The 20,297-nt window shown below is 54.9% G+C and carries 19 protein-coding genes and 1 pseudogene; 11 read left to right on the top strand and 9 right to left on the bottom strand.

All coding sequences use genetic code 11. The features are described from left to right. Nucleotides 1-66: 66 nt before the first annotated feature. Nucleotides 67-396: a DUF1330 domain-containing protein gene (locus tag AC221Y_RS03435; RefSeq protein WP_299751081.1), complete on the bottom strand. Its 330-nt coding sequence runs from the start codon at nucleotides 394-396 to the stop codon at nucleotides 67-69. A 462-nt stretch (nucleotides 397-858) separates the two neighbouring features. Between AC221Y_RS03435 and AC221Y_RS03430 the strand changes: the two genes are divergently transcribed. Together AC221Y_RS03430 and AC221Y_RS03425 are read left to right on the top strand one after the other, a co-directional pair. Then, nucleotides 859-2,241 carry a sensor histidine kinase gene (locus AC221Y_RS03430; RefSeq protein ID WP_486706785.1) on the top strand — a complete coding sequence of 461 codons (1,383 nt, stop codon included), beginning with the start codon at nucleotides 859-861 and terminating at the stop codon, nucleotides 2,239-2,241. 11 nt (nucleotides 2,242-2,252) lie between these two features. Next, nucleotides 2,253-2,882 (top strand): response regulator, encoded by a 630-nt coding sequence (locus tag AC221Y_RS03425; RefSeq protein WP_486706784.1) that lies wholly within the window; start codon nucleotides 2,253-2,255, stop codon nucleotides 2,880-2,882. 74 nt (nucleotides 2,883-2,956) lie between these two features. On the opposite strand, the gene AC221Y_RS03420 is transcribed toward AC221Y_RS03425, so the two are convergent. The 4 genes from AC221Y_RS03420 to hutC form a co-directional block, all read right to left on the bottom strand. After that, the gene (locus tag AC221Y_RS03420) at nucleotides 2,957-3,580 is read right to left on the bottom strand and encodes a TIGR02466 family protein (RefSeq protein WP_299751092.1); all 624 of its coding nucleotides are present in this window, start codon (nucleotides 3,578-3,580) and stop codon (nucleotides 2,957-2,959) included. A gap of 103 nt (nucleotides 3,581-3,683) precedes the next feature. After that, on the bottom strand, nucleotides 3,684-4,091 hold the full coding sequence (locus AC221Y_RS03415; protein ID WP_486706783.1) for a hypothetical protein: 408 nt from the start codon (nucleotides 4,089-4,091) through the stop codon (nucleotides 3,684-3,686). 275 nt (nucleotides 4,092-4,366) lie between these two features. After that, complete coding sequence (gene cls, locus AC221Y_RS03410; RefSeq protein WP_299751097.1) at nucleotides 4,367-5,815, bottom strand: cardiolipin synthase; 1,449 nt, start codon at nucleotides 5,813-5,815, stop codon at nucleotides 4,367-4,369. A 261-nt stretch (nucleotides 5,816-6,076) separates the two neighbouring features. After that, nucleotides 6,077-6,766 (bottom strand): histidine utilization transcriptional repressor HutC, encoded by a 690-nt coding sequence (hutC, locus tag AC221Y_RS03405; RefSeq protein WP_299751100.1) that lies wholly within the window; start codon nucleotides 6,764-6,766, stop codon nucleotides 6,077-6,079. 216 nt (nucleotides 6,767-6,982) lie between these two features. On the opposite strand from hutC, the gene AC221Y_RS03400 reads away from it, so the two are divergent. Then, a complete protein-coding gene (locus tag AC221Y_RS03400) occupies nucleotides 6,983-8,092 on the top strand; it encodes a hypothetical protein (protein ID WP_486706782.1) in 1,110 nt (369 codons plus the stop codon). Continuing rightward, nucleotides 8,085-8,294 (top strand): HutD family protein, encoded by a 210-nt coding sequence (locus tag AC221Y_RS03395; protein ID WP_299751012.1) that lies wholly within the window; start codon nucleotides 8,085-8,087, stop codon nucleotides 8,292-8,294. Before AC221Y_RS03400 ends, AC221Y_RS03395 begins: the two co-directional genes overlap by 8 nt. Nucleotides 8,295-8,435: 141 nt before the next feature. On the opposite strand, the gene AC221Y_RS03390 is transcribed toward AC221Y_RS03395, so the two are convergent. Further along, on the bottom strand, nucleotides 8,436-9,806 hold the full coding sequence (locus AC221Y_RS03390) for a formimidoylglutamate deiminase (protein ID WP_299751015.1): 1,371 nt from the start codon (nucleotides 9,804-9,806) through the stop codon (nucleotides 8,436-8,438). A 123-nt stretch (nucleotides 9,807-9,929) separates the two neighbouring features. On the opposite strand from AC221Y_RS03390, the gene hutI reads away from it, so the two are divergent. The 5 genes from hutI to AC221Y_RS03365 all read left to right on the top strand — a co-directional run bounded on the left by hutI (nucleotide 9,930) and on the right by AC221Y_RS03365 (nucleotide 16,276). Beyond that, nucleotides 9,930-11,105: an imidazolonepropionase gene (gene hutI, locus AC221Y_RS03385; RefSeq protein WP_486706788.1), complete on the top strand. Its 1,176-nt coding sequence runs from the start codon at nucleotides 9,930-9,932 to the stop codon at nucleotides 11,103-11,105. Beyond that, nucleotides 11,102-12,631, top strand: coding sequence for a histidine ammonia-lyase (gene hutH / locus AC221Y_RS03380; protein ID WP_299751053.1), 1,530 nt, complete (start codon nucleotides 11,102-11,104; stop codon nucleotides 12,629-12,631). Before hutI ends, hutH begins: the two co-directional genes overlap by 4 nt. Further along, nucleotides 12,628-13,440, top strand: coding sequence for an N-formylglutamate deformylase (gene hutG, locus AC221Y_RS03375; protein WP_299751018.1), 813 nt, complete (start codon nucleotides 12,628-12,630; stop codon nucleotides 13,438-13,440). The genes hutH and hutG overlap by 4 nt, the downstream gene beginning before the upstream one ends. 1 nt (nucleotide 13,441) lies before the next feature. After that, entirely contained in the window at nucleotides 13,442-15,109 is a 1,668-nt protein-coding gene (gene hutU, locus AC221Y_RS03370; RefSeq protein ID WP_299751021.1) for a urocanate hydratase, read from the top strand. Nucleotides 15,110-15,238: 129 nt separating this feature from the next. Then, the gene (locus tag AC221Y_RS03365; protein ID WP_299751023.1) at nucleotides 15,239-16,276 is read left to right on the top strand and encodes an aromatic ring-hydroxylating dioxygenase subunit alpha; all 1,038 of its coding nucleotides are present in this window, start codon (nucleotides 15,239-15,241) and stop codon (nucleotides 16,274-16,276) included. Here the strand turns inward: AC221Y_RS03365 and AC221Y_RS03360 are convergent. Next, a complete protein-coding gene (locus AC221Y_RS03360) occupies nucleotides 16,273-17,295 on the bottom strand; it encodes an amidohydrolase family protein (protein ID WP_299751026.1) in 1,023 nt (340 codons plus the stop codon). The genes AC221Y_RS03365 and AC221Y_RS03360 overlap by 4 nt on opposite strands. 197 nt (nucleotides 17,296-17,492) lie before the next feature. After that, nucleotides 17,493-18,269 (bottom strand): transporter substrate-binding domain-containing protein, encoded by a 777-nt coding sequence (locus AC221Y_RS03355; RefSeq protein ID WP_299751029.1) that lies wholly within the window; start codon nucleotides 18,267-18,269, stop codon nucleotides 17,493-17,495. Between the two features lie 128 nt (nucleotides 18,270-18,397). Between AC221Y_RS03355 and AC221Y_RS03350 the strand changes: the two genes are divergently transcribed. After that, entirely contained in the window at nucleotides 18,398-19,141 is a 744-nt protein-coding gene (locus tag AC221Y_RS03350) for an amino acid ABC transporter ATP-binding protein (protein WP_299751032.1), read from the top strand. Between the two features lie 10 nt (nucleotides 19,142-19,151). Continuing rightward, a complete protein-coding gene (locus tag AC221Y_RS03345) occupies nucleotides 19,152-19,919 on the top strand; it encodes an amino acid ABC transporter permease (protein ID WP_299751035.1) in 768 nt (255 codons plus the stop codon). Here AC221Y_RS03345 and AC221Y_RS03340 read toward each other — a convergent pair. Further along, nucleotides 19,920-20,297 (bottom strand): annotated as a pseudogene (locus AC221Y_RS03340) (creatininase family protein); the annotation flags it as partial.

Raw genomic sequence — 20,297 nt, 5'->3', positions numbered from 1 at the left:
ACGGCGCCGCAAACACGGCGCCGACGTTTTGCTTTCTTAAGCTTTCTTCAAGCGTCTGAAGCCCAATTATTCCGGCTTCGACAGATACGGGATAGCCCCTGCGATTTCTGTGTCGTCAATAACGTGAAACCGGCTCACGCTCCCTGCCTTACGCGCGGCAGCAAATGGAGCGTACGCAGGGTCGCTTGCAAAGGCATCGAGAGCTTCGCGTGAAGGGAATTGGATAAGGGCAATCAAAGTTGTATCGAGCCCCTCGCCCTCGATCGTTTCAATATTGCCGCTCCGGGACAGGTATTTGCCCCCGTGCTTTGCAACAATGTCATGCGCCTTGCCTGCGTAATCTGGCAGCCAGGCATCATCAGTCACTTTCACATCTGCAATCAAGAAAATCGGCATCTTTCCCTCCCAAGTTTCCGCCTGAAATAGGCGAACACCACATTCTCCATAGCAAAGCTTTCGCTTTGTCCGCAGCTAGGGCCGATGGAGTCCGAAGGGCTAACGCGTTGTCATGCCCCAACATATTGACGGCTGCAGCGGACGTCTCTTTCCCTCCAAATATGAAGCGTGCCGCGCTATTTACGAAGGTCCGCAAAGCGGACCTCCAACGTTGGTTTACGATTGTTCTGGCCCGAGCCCGATTTTCGACGATACAACGCGGGGGGCGACTTAGCGCCCGGTTGATTGGTTTTTGGCGACACAACCAATGGCGGCATATACAGTCAAGCCAGCCGAAAACGGATCAACCAGGGCGTACTTCCAGAGAGCCCCGACGGCCATCCGTCGCCTAGCCTCATGTTGGACGGACCTTGGTCCATAGAAATGGGCGATGTCTTCAGGCATCACCGGGGAATGAGAGTTGTGCTCCGAAAACTAATGCTTCCTTTCCGCTCGCTGTCGGTACAGTTCTTTTTGGGCGGTGGTTTGGTTATGATCCTGGCTGCGTATGCTGTCGGCACCTGGGTCTCAAGCCGTATCGAACAAGGCGTCGTCCGGAACTCAGGCGCCTCCGCGGCGCTTTACATTGAAAGCCTTATACCAAGCCAAACGTTTGATATTGAGGACGGTGCCGGTATCTTCGCATCAGCTCGCCAAGCACTGCAGGAAGTCTTTCAGGATGGAATCCTCAGAGATAGTATCGTCACCTACAACATCTGGAGTGAAGACGGCGAAGTTTTAGACTCTTTCCAGCCGGAGCTGCGCGGCCGCACATATGAGCCTAGCGAAGCACTTTTGACAGCCTGGTCTGGAGAGGTGGCCTCTCAATTTCAGAATCTGGAAATTCAGGCGGAGCGTCCTGACAGCACTTTGGGCATCCCAATGTTGGAGGTCTATGTGCCGATCAGAGACGCGCGAACAGGTGAGGTTCTGATCGTCGTCGAATTCTACCAACGGGCTGAAGACCTGGCTGCAGAGTTGCTCATGGCCAGACGCGATAGCTGGGAGCTTATTATTCAGATCTTCGGCTTGAGTTGGGTATCGTTATTTGTGATCGTCCATGCTGGCAGCAGAATGATCGAACGACAGCGTGAACAAGTTAAGCTGCAGCTTGTAGAAAGTCTCAGACTCTCGAAGCACAACGAAGTGCTGCGAGAGCGTGTCGCTCAAGCGGCCCAGAGAGCCGCAGCCCAATCTGAGAAAATCATGCAACGCATCGGACATGACCTCCACGATGGCGTTGCACAGCACTTGTCTTTGGCGAGCCTCCGACTGGAGGGGGCGGGGCTTGCCCCTTCTGGAGATGCCGAGATCGTAAAGAAATCACTTTCAAACGCGATGACGGAATTGCGGGCGATTTCGCGTGGTCTCGCACTCCCTGACCTTGCAATACTCAGCCTTACCGCCTGTGCCGCGCAGGCGGTAAATGACCATAACAAATCTTTTGGCTCTAATGCCACTTTGGACGATCGATCTGACATAGATGTCCATGCACCTTATGCAACGAAGCTCTGCGTTTACCGATTTCTTCAGGAAGCGCTTGCCAATGCGACCCGTCATGCCGAGGCAACGATACTCAATGTTCGGGCAATGGTGGACGGCGGTAAGATCGAAGTCACCGTGTCAGACAATGGGCGCGGCTTTGACCAGCAGTCTCAAACTGGTTTGCGCGAGGATGGCGGTCAGGGACTTCCCGGTTTGGCGGACCGCGCCGAAACTCTCAATGGAAAGATTGAAATCCATTCAAACATAGGCGTGGGCACAACAATCCGGTTGGTGCTACCATTTTCGGAGGAAACCGAATGACTATTCGCGTCTTGATCGCGGATGACCACCCGATCTACCGTGAGGGTGTTGTCACCAGCTTGGAAGAAACAGGTGAGTTTCGGGTGGTGGGAACGGCCAGTTCTGCGACTGAAGCCATTAAACTGGCCCAGCAGACGCAGCCCGACATTGCGTTGCTTGATCTATCGATGCCGGGCGGCGGGCTCACGGCAGTTAAGAACATTGCGACCGAAGGCAGCGCAAAATACCTCGCAATGCTGACCGTATCCGAAAAAGAGGAACATGTCGCCGACGCCCTCAGATTTGGAGCAATTGCCTATATCCTGAAGGGGGTTTCCGCCCGTGAACTGCGCAAGGTATTGAAAGGTGTCGCCAAGGGGGAAGCACATGTCTCTCCGGCGCTGGCATCAAGTGTTTTGAAGTTCATGTCCCATGCGGATCAAGGCAAGGCATCGTCGCCTTTGGAAGACCTGACCAAACGTGAAGAAGACATCCTGAGATTGGTCGCGAAAGGTCAGAGCAATAAGGAAGTTGCCGCAGCGCTCGACTTGCAAGAAAAAACTATCAAGCACTATATGACTGTCATCATGGGTAAATTACATGCGCGCAATCGTGTTGAGGCAGCTCTCATAGCCCATGATGTATGGGGACGCGACAAGTGAGGCTGCGCAGCTTTCAGCAATGGCAGATTGGAAGTCCGCTTTTGCTTTGCTGTCCGAGATCACCCCTCGGGCTCTTACTTTAGGGGCCGGAAGGTTGCATTGAATGCAATCGTAACCCGCTCTTCATCCGTTTCATTCGGATAAACCCAATGGACGAGATAGGACGGAAAGAGGATTAACTCGCCCGGCTCTGGACGGATCGCCTTCTTGGCGTTGAACGCGGGGGCCTTAAGCATCCGCCAATTTGGCAGATCACTTCGAGGATCGAGAAATTCTATTTGCCCAGAAGACCCCTTTTCGACTTCAGGTTGTGAAACGTAGTAGACGCCAGACCAGTGTGCGCCGGGATGTGTATGTGGAGCATTGAAGCCACCGGAAGGATTTGCGTTCATCCAGGCGAAAGTCTTCAATCTGAATGATTTTGGGTCGAACTTGCTGCTGACTTTTGCAGTTGCTTCGAGAACTGCTGCCTCTGCCATAGTTCTGAGTTTCTCAATGCATGGCACAGTCTCGGCGAACAAATTCCCGGGCGAATGCCATCCGCCACGATTTGATTTTGAAACACCCTCGCTTGCCGCGCGGAGCCGGCGCCCTTCGTCCAGAAGCTCTCGGTTCAGTTTTATTGGACCGGTTGCCTGGAAGCGAAACAAAGGTGTTGAAAAGAGCTTCTCATATTTCGTTTGTTCGATGACTTTCAATGATCAAACCCAGTTTTTGCTTTCTGGTTCGTTGTGGGTATCCGCAAAATTAATTGCGGATACCCAAGAGCAGCCCATTCACTTGAGCAGGTGAGACCGAGGATTAGCTATCCTCCTCGTCGCTGTCCTCATCATCCTCCTCCTCGTCGCTGTCATCATCATCATCATCATCATCGTCGTCTTCGCCGTCATCGTCTTCGGAATCGTTGGACTCATCGCTGTCATCATCATCATCGTCGTCGGAATCGTCACTGCCATCCTCGTCATCTGACTCATCGTCGTCATGTGAGATTTTGACTTCATCGAGGCTAACCTCACCATCACCGTTTCTGTCACTACGCTTAAGAATACTTCTCGCACCTTCTTCACCGAATGCCTTCAAAAGCTCTGCGATTGACAACTTGCCATTGCCGTCTTGGTCGACGTCACTGAACTTTTTTGCCTCGGCGAAGGCCGGCATTGCAACAACTGCGCAAAGCGATGTCGTCAGTAGAAAATGAGAAAGCTTCATTTATTTTCTCCGAATATGCGCCCAAATCCATGGGCATGAGGTTTCGACTGGGACCAAGGTGTTACAATATGAACATCGGCGCATCAGGTTTAGGTCGCAACTTTACCGGAATAAGTCTGAGAGATATTCGGACCAAAGTCGGACGATCCTTTAGCGGGGGCGGGCGTTCACTATGGGCTCCAGCAGCTGTCCAAGCGACACCTCTGGCCCTTCTTTTCGTATGCGGCAAAGAGAACGCGTCAGGCCCTAGCTGCGGACTAACGCCACAAAGCCAGTCAAAGAATTGGCCCCAGAATCGCAACTGAGTTGTTCCAAAGCCGCCGCGTGACGCTCCAGTCAGCAATGTCCTCAGATAGGACCTCTTGCGACTCGGCTATGAAGCGCCGTTGCCGATCTCGCAAGGCGGATACGAGGTCGGCATCCTGGATGAGAATGTTATTTTCATAATTCAGATCGAAGCTCCTGCGGTCCAGATTTGCTGAGCCGATGAGAGCAACTTCGTCATCTAGCGTGAGCGACTTCGCGTGTAGCAACCCGGGCTTGTACTCGAAGATGCGCACACCCGCCGCGACAAGCTCAGAGTAATAGCTCCGGCTGGCTGCGGCCACGATCCACGAGTCGTTTTTCTTGGGCACGACAAGGGTTGTTTCGACGCCCCGATGTCCGGCTGAACAGAGTGCAGATTGCATAGGTTCGGAAGGCACATAGTATGGGGTCGTAACCACGAGTTCACGCCGTGCTGCATGCATCAGCGCTTCGAACATTTCAGGGACAGCCGAAGGCCGAGCAGTCGGCCCTGTTCCGATGGCCTGTGCGACACCTCGCGGAAGATCTGTATCAGCAGGCAAATTTGGCAAACTATTGGATAACGGCTCGTCGGTGTGCGCCGCCCAATCTTCGTCAAAGAGCGCTTGGTTCTGTAAGGCGATGGGTCCCTCGAAGCGAACCACCAGGTCCACCCAAGGCGCATATTTGGCCTTAATCCTGAATTCCGGGTCGGCACAGTTCTGGCTGCCGCAATAGGTGATATGTGCGTCGATCACCACTATTTTCCGGTGATTGCGCAGGTCCAATCGCCCCCCAAATGGGTGCAGAAAAGGATTGCGTACAGGAAGAGCGCGCACCAGCCGAACCCCAGCCGCCTCCATATCGCGCCAGTGGCTGGAGCGGATAATATCACGAGAACCGACGTCGTCCGCCATCGCGCGGACGATCACGCCACGGCGTGCAGCCCTTTTTGCCGCCTCGACTACCTTCAATCCGTTTGTATCGGCCAACCAGATGTAAAACAGAAGTTGGACCGACGTTTTTGCAGCATCAATATCGACCACCAAACTATCAATGGCTGTATTGGAATCGACCATAAGTTCGGCCGCGTTACCTTCGAGCGGTCGAAAGCCGCTTATAGAATGACCGAGCATGAAGAGATGGCGGTTCCGCTTTGCGACTCCATCCATTCGATCGGGTTCTGGGTTGGATCTTCTAAGGTCGGAAAGCTGTGCCGACGCCTTTCTATATCGCGCGGCCCGTCCATGACCGATGTTCGTGTCACCAAATAGGATGTAGAATAATGCTCCCAACACCGGAAGTACGAGGATAACAAGAACCCAGGCAATGCGGGAAGAGGGTTGGCGATTGGGCCTGATTAAGGCCCGTATAATGAATGCGACCTGAAGCGCAAAATGGGCGATGACCCCCGCAAACACCAAAAACGTCGAAGTCATCTTACGGATCCCCCCCAACCGATTTAATCGCAACGGTCTTTTCGTCGACCAACTTACACAAGTGACAATAGAAAGGGGAGGTGGCTGAGGTTTTGAGTGGCACCCAAGTAATTTCAGCGCCCGAAAAGGGCTTTAAGCAGAAAGCACACCCCGCAAAAGCTGCGCAGCAGCTGTTTTGGCCAGGCAGCGATCGCAACGCATCCAGACTGATCAATCTGTCGTTTTCCCGGCCGCCCGACGGGGCATCCATCCCGTCGCGCGTCACAGACGCGTTGTCATCTTATAGTCTCTCGAGAAATAGAGCCGCGCATAGGTTACGTTTACCTTATCCAGCCAAGTCGTACGTTCTATCGTGAAGATCGCGGTGCCGTCCGTTGTGTTAAGGAAATTTGCGATCTCACTTGATGCGTTGGTTGCTGAGAACACAAGTTCACCGTCTGTAAAAGGCACTTCGCGCACAAGCCATTCGTTGGGCCCGATGTCTTCAAAGTCATATTCGGCCGCGTTCGGAACAGCTGCAAGATTGATCCACCGATCCTCGAACTGGTAAGGGTTTCTGCCCGCGTAATGCATGCATCGTAGGTGCAGGACTTTTTGACCTTTTGGAATCTCGACCCGCGATCGCAACCATCCGGGGGCCGTAATCGTCTGGCGCTCTAAAAGAACATATCGATAGTCCGCTCCTGTGTTGGTGATCTCTTCGCGAATGATCGGGATTGAGAATTGTGCTCGACGCGTGGGGGATGATTTAACCTTTGTTCCGGCTTTGCGTTTGCGCTCAAGGATGCCGTCGTCGACCAATTCACGCATGGCGCGGTTTACGGTCGCCCGAGCGCAGCCAAATTCCTTGGCTAGCTCAATCTCGCCCGGCAAGTTGGCGCCGGGAGGCCAGATGTTCGCGCGAATGCGAGTCAGCACGATGGCCTTAATGTCGCGATAGCTCGATCGCATAGCCCACCTCCTGGCGTCTTATTATGTACGTGTTTATAAAGGCTTTTGACTAGACTATACAAGGCGTCGCTGCCACAAACCATTGGCTGGGCCAATGGCTAACAAATTGAAAAAGCGATAGCCTGAAAGTGTGAGAGCAGTTACGCTTTCGACACAGCCATTATCATCACAATGGGGATCCGCCGAAAATAAAGTGAATGCGAAGGGTGTATGCCGTTGAGCGACTTTCAAGATCGTCTGGCCGAGGGTGCACGCAATCTGTTGATAAATTGCGCCCAATGCCAGCCCGGGCACAAACTCCTCCTCATCTACGAGGCTGAGGAGGATGGATATTACGACACCAAATTGGCGGGCGTCATTAAGGATGCCGCTGTCCAGTTTGGCCTGGAGTCACAGATGCACGGCGTCCCTTTTAATCGCGACGTCAGCGATCCGGACGAGACCCTTTTGGGGAAAATAGACGCGGCGGATCGCACCGTTTTCTTTGCGCGGTTGGGCGACCAAATTAGGTTTCGTCCTCTGAATTCGTCGAAACGCCAAATCATCAGTTATGCCTTGGACCGAGAGACGCTTGCCTCTGCGTTCGGAACGATTGATTGGCGGGCGTTCAAAAGGCTCAAGTCGTTGACCAACACGGCACTTGCGGGGTCAACAGACATACATGTGACCTGCCCGGCCGGAACCGACTTCAAGGGCAATCCCATGGCCTTTTCAGAGGCAAGCGGCGATACGACCCTCAAACGTTTTCCGGTTTCGGTGTTTACACCGGTCCCTGCAAAGGGGTTTCACGGGCGCATCGCACAAAACGGATTTCTCACCGGGACTGGATCGCAGTATTACACGCCCTGGTCGTGCGAATTGAAAGAAACGCTTTTTGTGAATTTCGAGAATTCGCGAATTACCGGTTTTGAAGGGTCGGCGGCAGATGTTTCGGCGGCCAAGGCGCACTATGAATTTGTTGGTAACAAGTACCAGATCGACACCTATTTTGTACACTCGTGGCATGCCGGCATTCATCCGGGCTGTGAATATCTGGAGCCGGCAGGCCGCAATTTTGAGCGCTGGAGCGGCGCCGCGTTCGGCAATCCACGGCTGCTCCATTTCCATACATGCGGTGCCTACCCACCGGGTGAGATTTCCCTGAATGTTCTGGATGCAACTGTTCGTATCGATGGCGTCGCCGTCTGGGAGAGCGGCAGATTGCATCCCGAAAGGCTTTCTGGAGGTACAGATCTCCTAGAAGCCTATCCCGATATGCAGACCGCCTTTCAAAACCCAACCACACGAGTGGGTCAGGCCGCATCTGGAAAGCTGTCGTATGGGTGATCTGACGTTCATCGACGCCGATGAACTGATCGCCGTGCCGTGGAAGAACGGCGGCGGAATAACGCGCGAAAGTGCCCAAAGGGCTGGGCCTGATGGATTTGCCTGCCGCCTAAGCTTGGCCGATGTTGATACGCAATGCGACTTCTCCAGCTTTCCCGCCCTTGGCGCCCGCTGCCGGCAGACTAACCAGTATGAGAATTAGGACTGCCCAAAATCTCGGAGCGGATAGACAAATTTAGCGCTCTTGATCGCATCTTCCGCCATCCGACGGCGCCTTATCGCCACCTCTAATCCTCTGATGGCCGCGGCAAAAACCATATTCACTTCCGTAATTTTGACCAGTTCAAACCGAGCCAAACGTTTCGGTCAGCGTCGCCATGACGGCCCGGTATTGCTCCACGATATCATCGTGGGCCACATGGCGCCCGCCCTGCACCTGATGTCGCCCGGCGGACCAAACATCAGTGACGACACAGTCATTCGCCGCAAACAGGTATCCGTCCAATAACTGGCTGTCTGTCAGCGCGCAGAGCGTAGGGTCGTTGCTGTCAATCGCGACCAGATCAGCTAGTCGTCCTAGCGCGATCACACCTGCATTTCGGTTCAGCGCCTGCGCTCCGCCTTTCGCCGCTCCGACATACAAGGCTTCCCCGGTTGAGCGGTCTTCGACGCCTAAAATATTTCGTTCGCGGTGCTTTAAACGCTGGGAGTATTCGAAGAGCCGCAATTCTTCGCACACTGCGATATTCACGTTTGAATCCGTGCCGATCCCAAACGTGCCGCCCGCGTTCAGGTATTCCTTGCCATTGAAAATGCCATCGCCCAAATTCGCCTCTGTCACAGGGCAAAGCCCAGCAACCGCACCGGTTTTGGCCAGGCCGATCGTTTCAACCTGGGTCATGTGCGTCGCGTGGATAAGGCACCAACGGTGATCAACGTCTGTATTGTCCAGCAGCCATGCCACGGGAGGTGCGCCGAGGACGTCCTGCACACTTTCCACTTCCTTCAGCTGCTCTGCGATGTGGATGTGAATGGGCCCTGTCGGCGTTTGCGCGCCAATGCGTGCAAGATCAGCAGGCGACGTCGCGCGCAACGAATGCGGGGCGATTCCAACGCATGTGTCGCTCGGCATCGCTTTGGCCGCCGCCTTGCATCGCTCAACCAATTCTGCAAATTGATCGACGGTATTCCCAAATCGAAGCTGGCCTCCAGCAAGCTGCGCCTGCCCGACGTCCCCGTAGGTATAAAGGACGGGCAAGTGCGTGAGCCCTATTCCGGTCTGAGCCGCGGCCTTCATGATTTGCGCCGACAGTTCGGCTGGATCATTGTATGCCCGACCGCCCGGCGCGTGATGAATGTAGTGAAACTCACCCACAGCGGCATAGCCGGCCATCTGCATTTCCATAAACGCCATGCCGGCAATCACGCCAATTTGGTCCGGGGTCAGGTGATCAAGAAATCTGTACATCAAGTCGCGCCATGTCCAAAAGCTCTCGCGCCCCTTGGCGCGAAATTCAGTCATGCCCGCCATCGCCCGCTGAAAGCTGTGACTGTGCAAGTTTGACAGCGCAGGAAGGAGCGTATCGACACGGATATCCCCAGGCTCGGCCTGCGCAGATGTTGCGATTTCCGCAATTTTTCCTGCGTGCAAAGTCAAGCGCACGTCTTTCGACCAGCCAGTCTGGAGATAGGCCCGTCTTGCGAAAACCTCCATACACCCTCCCTATTATGAATGGACATAAAAATTCTAAGACCATACAATCTGCGTGACAAGATGTATTTAAATATGAGGAATTAATTGTCCCAAACGATCCTCAGTAATTGCTGCGTTGCCACCATGAAGTCAGGGCGCGCGCCCTATGGTTTGACCGGCGCCAACACGATTGTGCTGGACGGCGAGGCCATCGCCTGGGTTGGTGCGTATGCGGATATGCCATCAGATTATAGGCATGGCGATGGAGTCGACCTGGGTGGCCGATTGGTGACGCCAGCGTTAATCGACTGCCACACGCATTTGATTTTTGGTGGTCATCGGGCGATGGAATTTGAGATGCGCTTGAACGGGGCGTCTTATGAAGAGGTTGCGCGGGCAGGCGGCGGCATCATTTCGACCGTAACAGCAACACGGCGCGCTACCGAAGATGAATTGGTTGCGGACGCACTGCCAAGGCTGGATGCGATGATCGCCGAAGGCGTTTGTACCGTCGAAATCAAGTCGGGATATGGTCTGAACACCGATGTCGAGTTGCGGATGCTGCGCGCGGCGCGGCGTTTGGCGGATCTGCGGCCGGTGACGATCAAAACGACTTACCTTGGCGCACATGCGGTGCCGCCCGAATATGCCGGGCGCGACGATGCCTATATTGCCGAAGTCTGCCTCCCCGCGTTGCGCGCAGCCCATGCTGAAGGGCTGGTGGATGCCGTGGACGCCTTTTGCGAGGGGATCGCCTTTTCGCCAACGCAGGTTGCTCAGGTCTTTGCTGTAGCTCAAGCATTGGACTTACCCATCAAGATTCATGCTGAGCAATTATCCAACTTTGGGGGGGCCAAGATGGCGGCAGGCTATGGTGCGCTCTCTGCCGACCACATCGAATATCTTGACGAGGATGGGGCTGCAGCCTTGGCTGCGGCAGGGACAACGGCTGTGATCCTTCCTGGCGCCTTCTATACGCTGCGCGAAACGCAAATGCCGCCGATTGACCTGCTGCGCAAATATCATGTGCCTATGGCGGTAGCCACTGACGCCAATCCCGGTTCTTCGCCGATGACGTCCATTTTGCTGGCGATGAACATGGCATCGACCCTGTTTCGCATGACACCTCAGGAAGCACTTGTCGGGGCCACACGCAACGCCGCACGCGCGCTTGGTCTTTCGGATCGCGGCATGATCGCACCGGGCCTGCGTGCAGATATTGCGGTCTGGAATGCACAACACCCGGCAGAGCTTGCCTACCGGATCGGGTTCAACCCGCTTCACACGCGCATTTTTGGAGGTGAATTTTGGCCACGATGATTTTGACGCCGGGGGCGGTCACACTGAACGACCTGTCTTACGTGTTTCGCGAAGAGGCGGCTGTTACACTTGATCTGTCGTGCAGGGATGCGGTCGAAAATGCAGCGGCCAAGATCGCAAAGGCCGCGCGGGGGAATACTCCGGTTTACGGCGTCAACACGGGCTTTGGTAAACTGGCAAGTATCAAGATCGAAAATAAAGACACGGCAACGCTTCAGCGTAACCTGATCTTGTCCCATTGTTGCGGTGTGGGAGAACCGATTTCGCGCGCCCACGCGCGGCTTATTATGGTGCTCAAGCTTTTGTCCTTGGGGCGTGGTGCTTCGGGCGTGCGGTGGTCGCTAATCGAAATGCTGCAAAATATGCTGGCGCGCGGTGTGACGCCGGTTATTCCTGCCCAGGGCTCGGTTGGGGCGTCAGGCGATTTGGCCCCGCTTGCGCATATGGCCGCTGTGATCATCGGCGAGGGCGAGGCGGAAATTCAGGGCACTGTAATGAAGGGCTGCGACGCACTGGACAAGGCCGGGCTAGAGCCCATCCCGCTGGGCCCCAAAGAAGGATTGGCGTTCATCAACGGCACGCAATTCTCAACCGCTTTCTCGCTTAGCGGCTTGTTCATGGCATGGGAGGCCGCGCAGGCCGCGCTAGTAACCTCGGCTATGTCAACTGACGCAATCATGGGGTCCACCGCACCGTTGCAGCAAGAGATCCACGCGCTACGCGGTCATCGCGGCCAGATTGAGGCCGCAGCTACAATGCGTGCGCTTCTGGATGGCTCGCAAATCCGAGAAAGCCATCGCGATGGTGACACCCGCGTTCAAGATCCCTACTGCATCCGCTGCCAGCCGCAAGTGACCGGCGCCGCGATGGATGTCTTGCGCCAGGCGGCTGCGACGCTTCGGATTGAGGCCAATGCCGCAACAGACAATCCGCTGGTCTTGGTCGAGGCTGACATGATCGTGTCGGGCGGTAATTTCCATGCAGAGCCCGTAGGCTTCGCCGCTGATATGATCGCGCTTGTGATCTCTGAGATTGGAGCCATTGCGCAAAGGCGAGTGGCGCTCATGGTCGATCCGACCTTGTCCTTTGATTTGCCGCCGTTCCTGACGCCATACCCCGGCCTGAATTCGGGCTATATGATTGCCGAGGTCACGACGGCGGCTTTGATGTCTGAAAACAAGCATCTCGCTAACCCTTGCGTGACTGACTCGACCCCGACTTCGGCCAATCAAGAAGACCATGTGTCAATGGCGGCGCACGGGGCGTACCGGCTGCAACAGATGCTGCGCAATCTGCATTCTATTCTCGGGGTTGAGCTGCTTTGTGCAGCCCAAGGTGTCGAGTTCCGTGCGCCGCTGTCCACAAGCGAGTCACTCTCAAAATGTATTTCGCGGCTCCGCAAAGACGTGGCCACATTGGGTGAGGATCGGTATCTGGCGCCCGATATCCTCGCGGCCTCCCAGTTGATCTCGTCAGCGGAACTGCCAAAGCTCTCGCGAGTGGCAATGCCGGCTCTCGAGGTATGAACGTCTTTGACGTGATTGTTGGCGACAGCCCGGTGGTGCTTGCGCAGCCCCATGGCGGCACCTTTGTGCCAGATGATGTGATGAAGCGGTTGAACCCAATTGGGCAGACCCTGTCTGATACCGATTGGCACATTGCCCAGCTATATGATGGGTTGCTCAATGGGGCGACGGTTATCAAATCTAACGTGCATCGCTATGTCATTGATGCCAACCGCGACCCGGCAGGTGCATCGCTTTATCCAGGGCAGAACACGACCACGCTATGTCCGTTAACGGACTTTGATGGGCATAAAATCTGGCTGGCCGGAGAGGCTCCGCAGGAGGCTGAGATCAAGGCCCGGTGCGTGGCCTATCACGCTCCTTATCATGATGCGATAGCGCAAGAGCTGCTGCGCGTTAAGGCGCGGCACGGGGTGGCCTTGCTTTTTGATTGCCACTCAATTCGGTCCGACATCCCATTCCTCTTTGATGGTATTCTGCCGGTTTTTAACATTGGCACCTACGCAGGCACCACGTGTGCGACTGAGATCGAGCAAACGGTCAAAGCCTGCTGCGACGCTGCACTCGGTTTTGACACGGTCCTGAACGAGCGTTTCAAAGGTGGATGGACGACCCGCAACTATGGTCAACCTTCTTTGGGCGTTCACACCATCCAGATGGAATTGGCGCAGCGCGCGTATATGGATGAAACCGCCCCTTGGACGTACCGCCAGGGCCGGGCCACAAGGCTACGTCTGGTTTTGGCCGAAGTATTGAATACGCTGGATAATCTCGCCCGCAGTGGCGCGCTTGCCAAAAAAGGAGTCTGAAATGCATGATCGTCAGAATGCGCGTGATGTTTACCCGCCAACGGGCCCCGAACTTAATGCCAAGAGTTGGCAGACGGAGGCGCCTTTGCGCATGTTGATGAACAATCTGCACCCCGATGTTGCTGAGAACCCGCATGAGCTGGTTGTTTATGGTGGAATTGGTCGCGCGGCCCGCACATGGTCAGATTTTGACACCATGGTTGCGACGCTGAAGGATCTTGAAGCCGACGAGACGATGATCGTTCAATCGGGGCGCCCTGTTGCAGTGATCAAGACCCACTCCGATGCGCCGCGTGTCTTAATCGCTAACTCAAACCTTGTGCCCCATTGGGCAACTTGGGATCACTTCAACGAGCTCGATAAAAAAGGTCTGGCAATGTATGGTCAGATGACCGCGGGATCGTGGATTTACATTGGCAGTCAGGGCATCGTCCAAGGCACCTATGAGACCTTTATGGAGGCCGGACGTCAGCACTACGGCGGTGAGCTGACAGGGAAATGGATCCTCACGGGCGGTCTGGGTGGGATGGGCGGCGCGCAGCCGCTCGCGGCCGTCATGGCGGGTGCATGTTGTTTGGCGGTAGAATGTAACCCAGAGTCAATCGATTTTCGGCTGCGCACCAAATACGTCGATGAACGCGCTGACACGCTTGATGAAGCCCTTGCGATGATTGATCGGTGGACCAAATCGGGTGAGGCGAAATCCGTCGGCCTGTTGGGCAATACGGCTGACATTTTTCCAGAGCTTGTAAAGCGCGGCCTGCGTCCTGACATGGTCACAGATCAAACTTCGGCGCATGATCCGATCAATGGCTATTTGCCGCAAGGCTGGACGATGGCGCAGTGGCGCAACGCGCGCGAAAGCGATCCTAAAGCGGTTGAAAAGGCGGCGCGCGCGTCAATGAAGACCCATGTGAAAGCCATGTGCGACTTCCATTCAGCAGGCGTGCCGACGTTTGATTATGGCAATAACATCCGACAAGTCGCGCTAGACGAAGGGTTAAAGAACGCCTTCGATTTTCCCGGCTTTGTGCCCGCTTATATTCGACCGCTATTTTGCCGCGGCGTAGGCCCGTTCCGCTGGGTCGCGCTATCAGGTGATCCGGAGGATATCTACAAAACTGACGCTAAAGTAAAAGAGCTTGTGGGCGACCCGCATCTGCACAATTGGCTCGATATGGCTCGCGAGCGGATCAGCTTTCAGGGGTTGCCCGCGCGCATTTGCTGGGTCGGCCTTGGGGTGCGTCACAAACTGGGCTTGGCATTCAACGAGATGGTGCGGACAGGTGAACTGTCGGCCCCTGTTGTCATCGGGCGTGACCATCTGGATAGCGGTTCTGTGGCATCGCCAAACCGCGAAACGGAGTCCATGAAAGACGGCTCAGATGCGGTATCGGATTGGCCGCTTTTGAATGCCCTTATCAACACCGCGTCAGGGGCTACGTGGGTGTCTATCCATCACGGCGGCGGCGTAGGCATGGGTTTTAGTCAACATGCAGGAATGGTCATTTGTGCGGATGGTACGGATGAGGCCGCCACGCGGCTGGAACGTGTCTTGTGGAATGATCCGGCATCAGGTGTCTGGCGTCACGCAGATGCGGGCTATGAGGATGCCGTGAATTGCGCCCGAGAACAGGGGCTGAGGCTGCCGACGATCCTTGGCAATTAAAGTCGCGCCATTTGCTTTGGCTCTGGAGCATCAGTTTGGTGTCCCAGTGTCCGCTCTGAGCAGATGAAAATGGAGCTTGTGGGCGCAAGCGACTAAGCTACCTCAAACGAACGCGAGTTGGAGAGAGATATGTATTTACGCAATTGCTGGTACGTCGCGGGTTGGAGCAAAGACTACGAACATACTCTCAAGGCGCAGAAACTGCTGGGCGAAAATATTGTGTTCTACAGGCAATGTGACGGCGCACCAGCCGCGCTCGAGGATGCCTGCCCGCACCGCAAATTGCCGCTTTCTATGGGGCAGCTTGAAGGGGATCATGTGGTCTGTGGCTATCACGGACTGACCTTTGATTGCACCGGCAACTGTATCGATTCCCCCACCCAGCGCGGCATGACCCCCCGACGCGCGGTTGTCAGGTCCTACCCCGTCGTGGATCGCTATCGCCTGCTCTGGATCTGGATGGGCGATCCGGAAAAGGCCAATCCGGATGAGATCTTTGAGATCGAGAATTTCGACAATCCGGACTGGGGCTATACAGATGGTGGCATGCTTTCGATTGAATGCAATTACCTGTGGGTCGTCGATAACCTACTTGATCCCAGCCACGTGGCTTGGGTGCATGTGACGTCCTTTGGCGGCGGCGGCACGGGCGATCAACCGCTCGATATGGAAAAGACTGACCGCGGCGTGATCGTCTCGCGTTGGATCTATGATCAGCCACCCTCGCCGTATTATAAAAACCTCGTGAGGTTTGAGGGCACTTGCGACCGTAAACAACATTATGAGATGTGCGTGCCTGCAATTGCGCTCAACAAATCGGTCTATACGCCTACGGGTACGGGTGGACCTGACAAGCCCGCCGTCGCCGATACCTACGTTAATATTTCTTACAACTTCATGACGCCGGTGGATGAGAACAATACGCAATATATCTGGTTCCAGCACCGCAACACCGACCCATGTGACAAGGCCATCTCTAAGCAAATGAACGATGGCGCGATCATGGCCTTTAACGAGGACAAGGAAATCCTTGAAGCGGTTCACAAGGGGATGGACGCGATGACTACGCCTCACATTGACCTTGGACTGGACTTGGGCGCTAAGACGTTTCGATTGCGATTGCAGCGGCTCATCGATGCCGAACAGAAAGATACAGAACACGCCTAACCCAAGGCCCTTTGTCGAAGCGTTTCGAGATGGGCAAATAGATCATCCGCAGTTTTCCAACTGACTTGCATCTTTTCAGCGTCACTTAAGTCTGCGGGCACGACAGCGTGGCCATAGGGATCGTCTTTGAAGATCGGATAGTCGGACCCCAGCATTATGCGATCTGCGCCAAACACTTTTACCGCCGCCTCTAACGCCCGTGGCCCTAGCGAGGCGCAATCATACCATAAGCGGCGCAAACGCTCTGTCGGGAAAGGCTCATTGGGGTTGCGGTGCCGCGCGATGCTCTCGATCCGCTCAAATATGAACGGTAACGTCCCGCCAAGATTGACGATCTGGAACGTGATGTTGGGGTATTCGTCCAGCATATCCGAGAGGATCACAGTCAGCGCAGCCTGCGACGCACTGGATTGCAAATCCACAGCGGAGAGCCGGTATTGCACGTTGTCCGCAGGCCGGGCAGGGGGCTCCTGGCCGACTTTCAGTCCCGGATGCAGCATAATGTGACAGCCGTATTCATTGGCCGCCGCCAGAAGAGGTCGCAACTCATCAGCTTCTTCCAGCGAATTGAAATAGTTCGAGGGCAGGATAATACCGGGAAGACCAAGATCGCGCCGGATACGCCTCACCTCGGCGCAGGCAAGATCCATGTCGTCGAGCGGAACGCCCGCCAATCCTATCAGCACGCCATCCGTCTCATGCGTGAGCTGCGCCAAATAGTCATTGTACGCTGAGATGGCCGTAGCGATTTCGTGCGCGGGCATCAGATCAACTCCCAAGGCGCCCGGAAACGTCAACATACGGTGCGTTAGTCCAGCGGCCTTCATCTCGGCCAATCCAACGCGATAGTCGTGGTAATGCTCGGTGAAAGGAAATTCGCCATTCATAGCAACCATCACGGTCACACCATCGCCGCGCGTGCGCAGATACGGGCGCTTTTTCCGAGCGCGCAACGTATCCACCAGGCCCCCACCGTAGAAATGCGAGTGCATGTCGATGCGACGGCTATCGATGGTCATCTGGATGACTCCCTTGCGCGGACAGACCAGTTATATCACTGACTTCAAGTCAGGTTTCAAATTGGCAAACGCTAGCCTGAACGAGCGACGTCTGGCGCTCGATCAAGAAACCGCGTTTTTGCCAAAAAAAACCGCGGCGCTTTGTCCAAACGCCGCGGTCTCACCACGCAGTATGTGATTTCTATACTTTGGCGCCCTTATAGGCCCCATTTCGCAGCAGTGGTTTCAAAAAAGCCGCGCGTTTTCTGCAGTTCAACCCAGCTGTTCACATAGTTGATCCATACTTGATCTGTCTGTGGCAAAAGCATCGCGATGGGTGTTGGTGCGCGCGCTTCAGTCGTCTCGATCTGACGCAAGTTCGGGAACTTAGCCAACAAAGTGGCACCTTCGATGTTTGACGTGATGAATACATCTGAACGACCTGACAGGACCTCTTGGAACCCGATAGCAGGCGCTTCTACGACAGTAATTTCGGCGTCTGGGAACCATTCGCGCGAGCTTTTCTCAAAGGTGGTTCCCAGTGTGGCGGCGACTTTTACGTCGGGCAAATTGATCGAGTCCCAGCCGTTGAAGCGGTCGATTTTGTCTGCGGTGGTAAAGGGCAATATCTCAACCGAGATATAGCTGTTGGAATAACCAGCTGCTTTCAAGCGCGCAGGGCTGATTGAGGCAGAACCCGTGATGTGATAATTTCCTGCGACCACACCATTGACGAGCGTCTTCCAGTCAGTCGGCACAAACTCAAGCTCAACGCCAAGGTCTGCGGCCAGTTGGGTCATGACATCTACGTCGTATCCGACGTATGAATTGGTGGCAGGATCGCGGACCGACATTGGGTTCCAGTCACCGGTTGTACCTACTTTTAGAACACCATTGCTCAGAATGTCATTCAATGCGGATTGGGCGTTGGCTGGCGCGCCAATCAGCGTCGTCATACAGGCCGCCACCAGGCCCAGCTTTTTCAAAAGTCGCATAAAGTTTCCCCAATTTAGGTCATTTTGTTAGAAGCAAACGAATTATGTCTATACATTACGTATTTCGTATAGAGCCATATCAAATATCAAGTGTTAATGACTCTGAGGAAAGTTTCAAGGAGTGGCTCATGTCGAATAAAAGCAAAGCGATTGAAATTTATGCGCTTAACAAATGGTATGGGTCCTATCAGGCGCTAAAGGATATAAATCTGACGGTTGACCACGGCGAACGCATTGTCGTTTGCGGCCCCTCAGGATCAGGCAAGTCTACTCTGATCCGATGCGTGAATTCCCTTGAAGTGCACGATTCTGGCCAGATTATTGTCGATGAGATCGAGATGAAGGACGACGAGTCTATTCATGAGATCCGATCCGAAGTTGGTATGGTTTTTCAGCAATTCAACCTGTTCCCACATCTGACCATTCTCCAAAATCTGACGCTGGGCCCGATCAAGGCTCGCGGCATGTCCAAGGTGGACGCCGAGGAACGCGCTATGCGATACTTGGAGCGCGTACGCATTCCTGATCAGGCACATAAAAAGCCAAGTGAGCTATCGGGCGGCCAGCAACAGCGCGTAGCGATCGCAAGATCGCTCTGCATGGAGCCCAAGATCATGCTGTTTGATGAGCCAACGTCTGCGCTTGACCCAGAAATGATTTCGGAAGTCCTCGATGTGATCGTTGATCTGGCCGAGGATGGGATGACGATGATTTGCGTGACTCACGAGATGGGCTTCGCTCGGCGCGCTGCCGACAGGATGATCTTTATGGATCATGGGGAAATCATCGAAACCGGAAAACCCGAAGAGTTCTTCGAGGCTCCAAAATCAGAACGCTGCCGGAAATTCCTCAGCCAAATCTTGCAGCACTAGGGGCGCCAATATGACTCTCAAAACCTCAATCGCTCTCGCGTGCATCTTGTTCGTCGCGGGCTGTAGCGCCGCACCCGGAGCCTGGGGCTGGTACGTTATCGATCCCAGGACAACCTCTGGATACAACAATATCAGGTTCCTGCTGAACGGCTTCGGTGCGACAATTTTGTTGTCGCTTATTGCCGCGTCCCTATCGATGGTAATCGGTTTGCTTGTCGCCCTTCCGGGGATGTCATCCAATCGATGGCTTCGGTATCCATCGCGTATCTATATCGAATTTATTCGGGCCATCCCCCTGCTTCCAATGCTCTTTTGGGTCTTTTACGGGCTTCCTGTCGTACTGAAATCAATCGGGATCAGTGTCAGTATTGATGCTTTCTGGGGTGCCATTATTACGCTGGCGATCTCAGACAGTGCGTTTACCGCCGAAATTTATCGCGCGGGTATTCAGTCGATCAATAAAGGCCAGACGGAGGCCGCGAAGACCGTGGGTTTGAACTATGCACAGACCATGCGCTATGTCGTCATGCCGCAGGCGATCAAACGCATCCTGCCGCCGCTCGCCAACCAGTTCATCTATATCGTAAAAATGTCAGCTTTCGCCTCGGTCATCGGGATGCAGGAACTGACGCGCAGGGCGAACGAGTTGGTGGTGACCGAGTACCGCCCACTGGAAATCTACTCACTGCTGATCCTCGAATACCTGGTTCTGGTCTTGATCATCAGCTTCTTTGTGCGGTGGTTGGAGCGTAAGATGGGCTCGGACGAAAGCAAATAGCTACTCGACAAATGACAGGTAATCGGCAGCCAGGGCATCGGCCGCTGATTTTAGCAGCAATATCCCATGTTCTGGCCGCGCGAGCCCAGAATGGGACCCAACCCGACCATCAGGAAAGTCACGGCGATGTGCCTCAGGCGCCCCATGCCGGTCCCCGGCATGCGCCCGAATATAGTCTTGGGTCAGTTTGCGAGGCGCCGCCAGATCGGGAGCTTCAATACGTCGATGCGTATGCTGTGTGATCGACACCTCGGACGGCGTCGCGTGCATGCCTTCCCAATCGCCGTACCATTCACTGCGCAATGCGTTGACGCTTTCAAAATCCCACCAGCTGCGAATGCGCACCTCTGCGTTGGTCCTGCCCGCGGCCTCGCGCAG

The sequence above is a fragment of the Boseongicola sp. genome (assembly GCF_057460485.1).
Note: the sequence above shows the minus strand (reverse complement) of the source record. Positions and strands in the feature narration are given on the sequence as shown.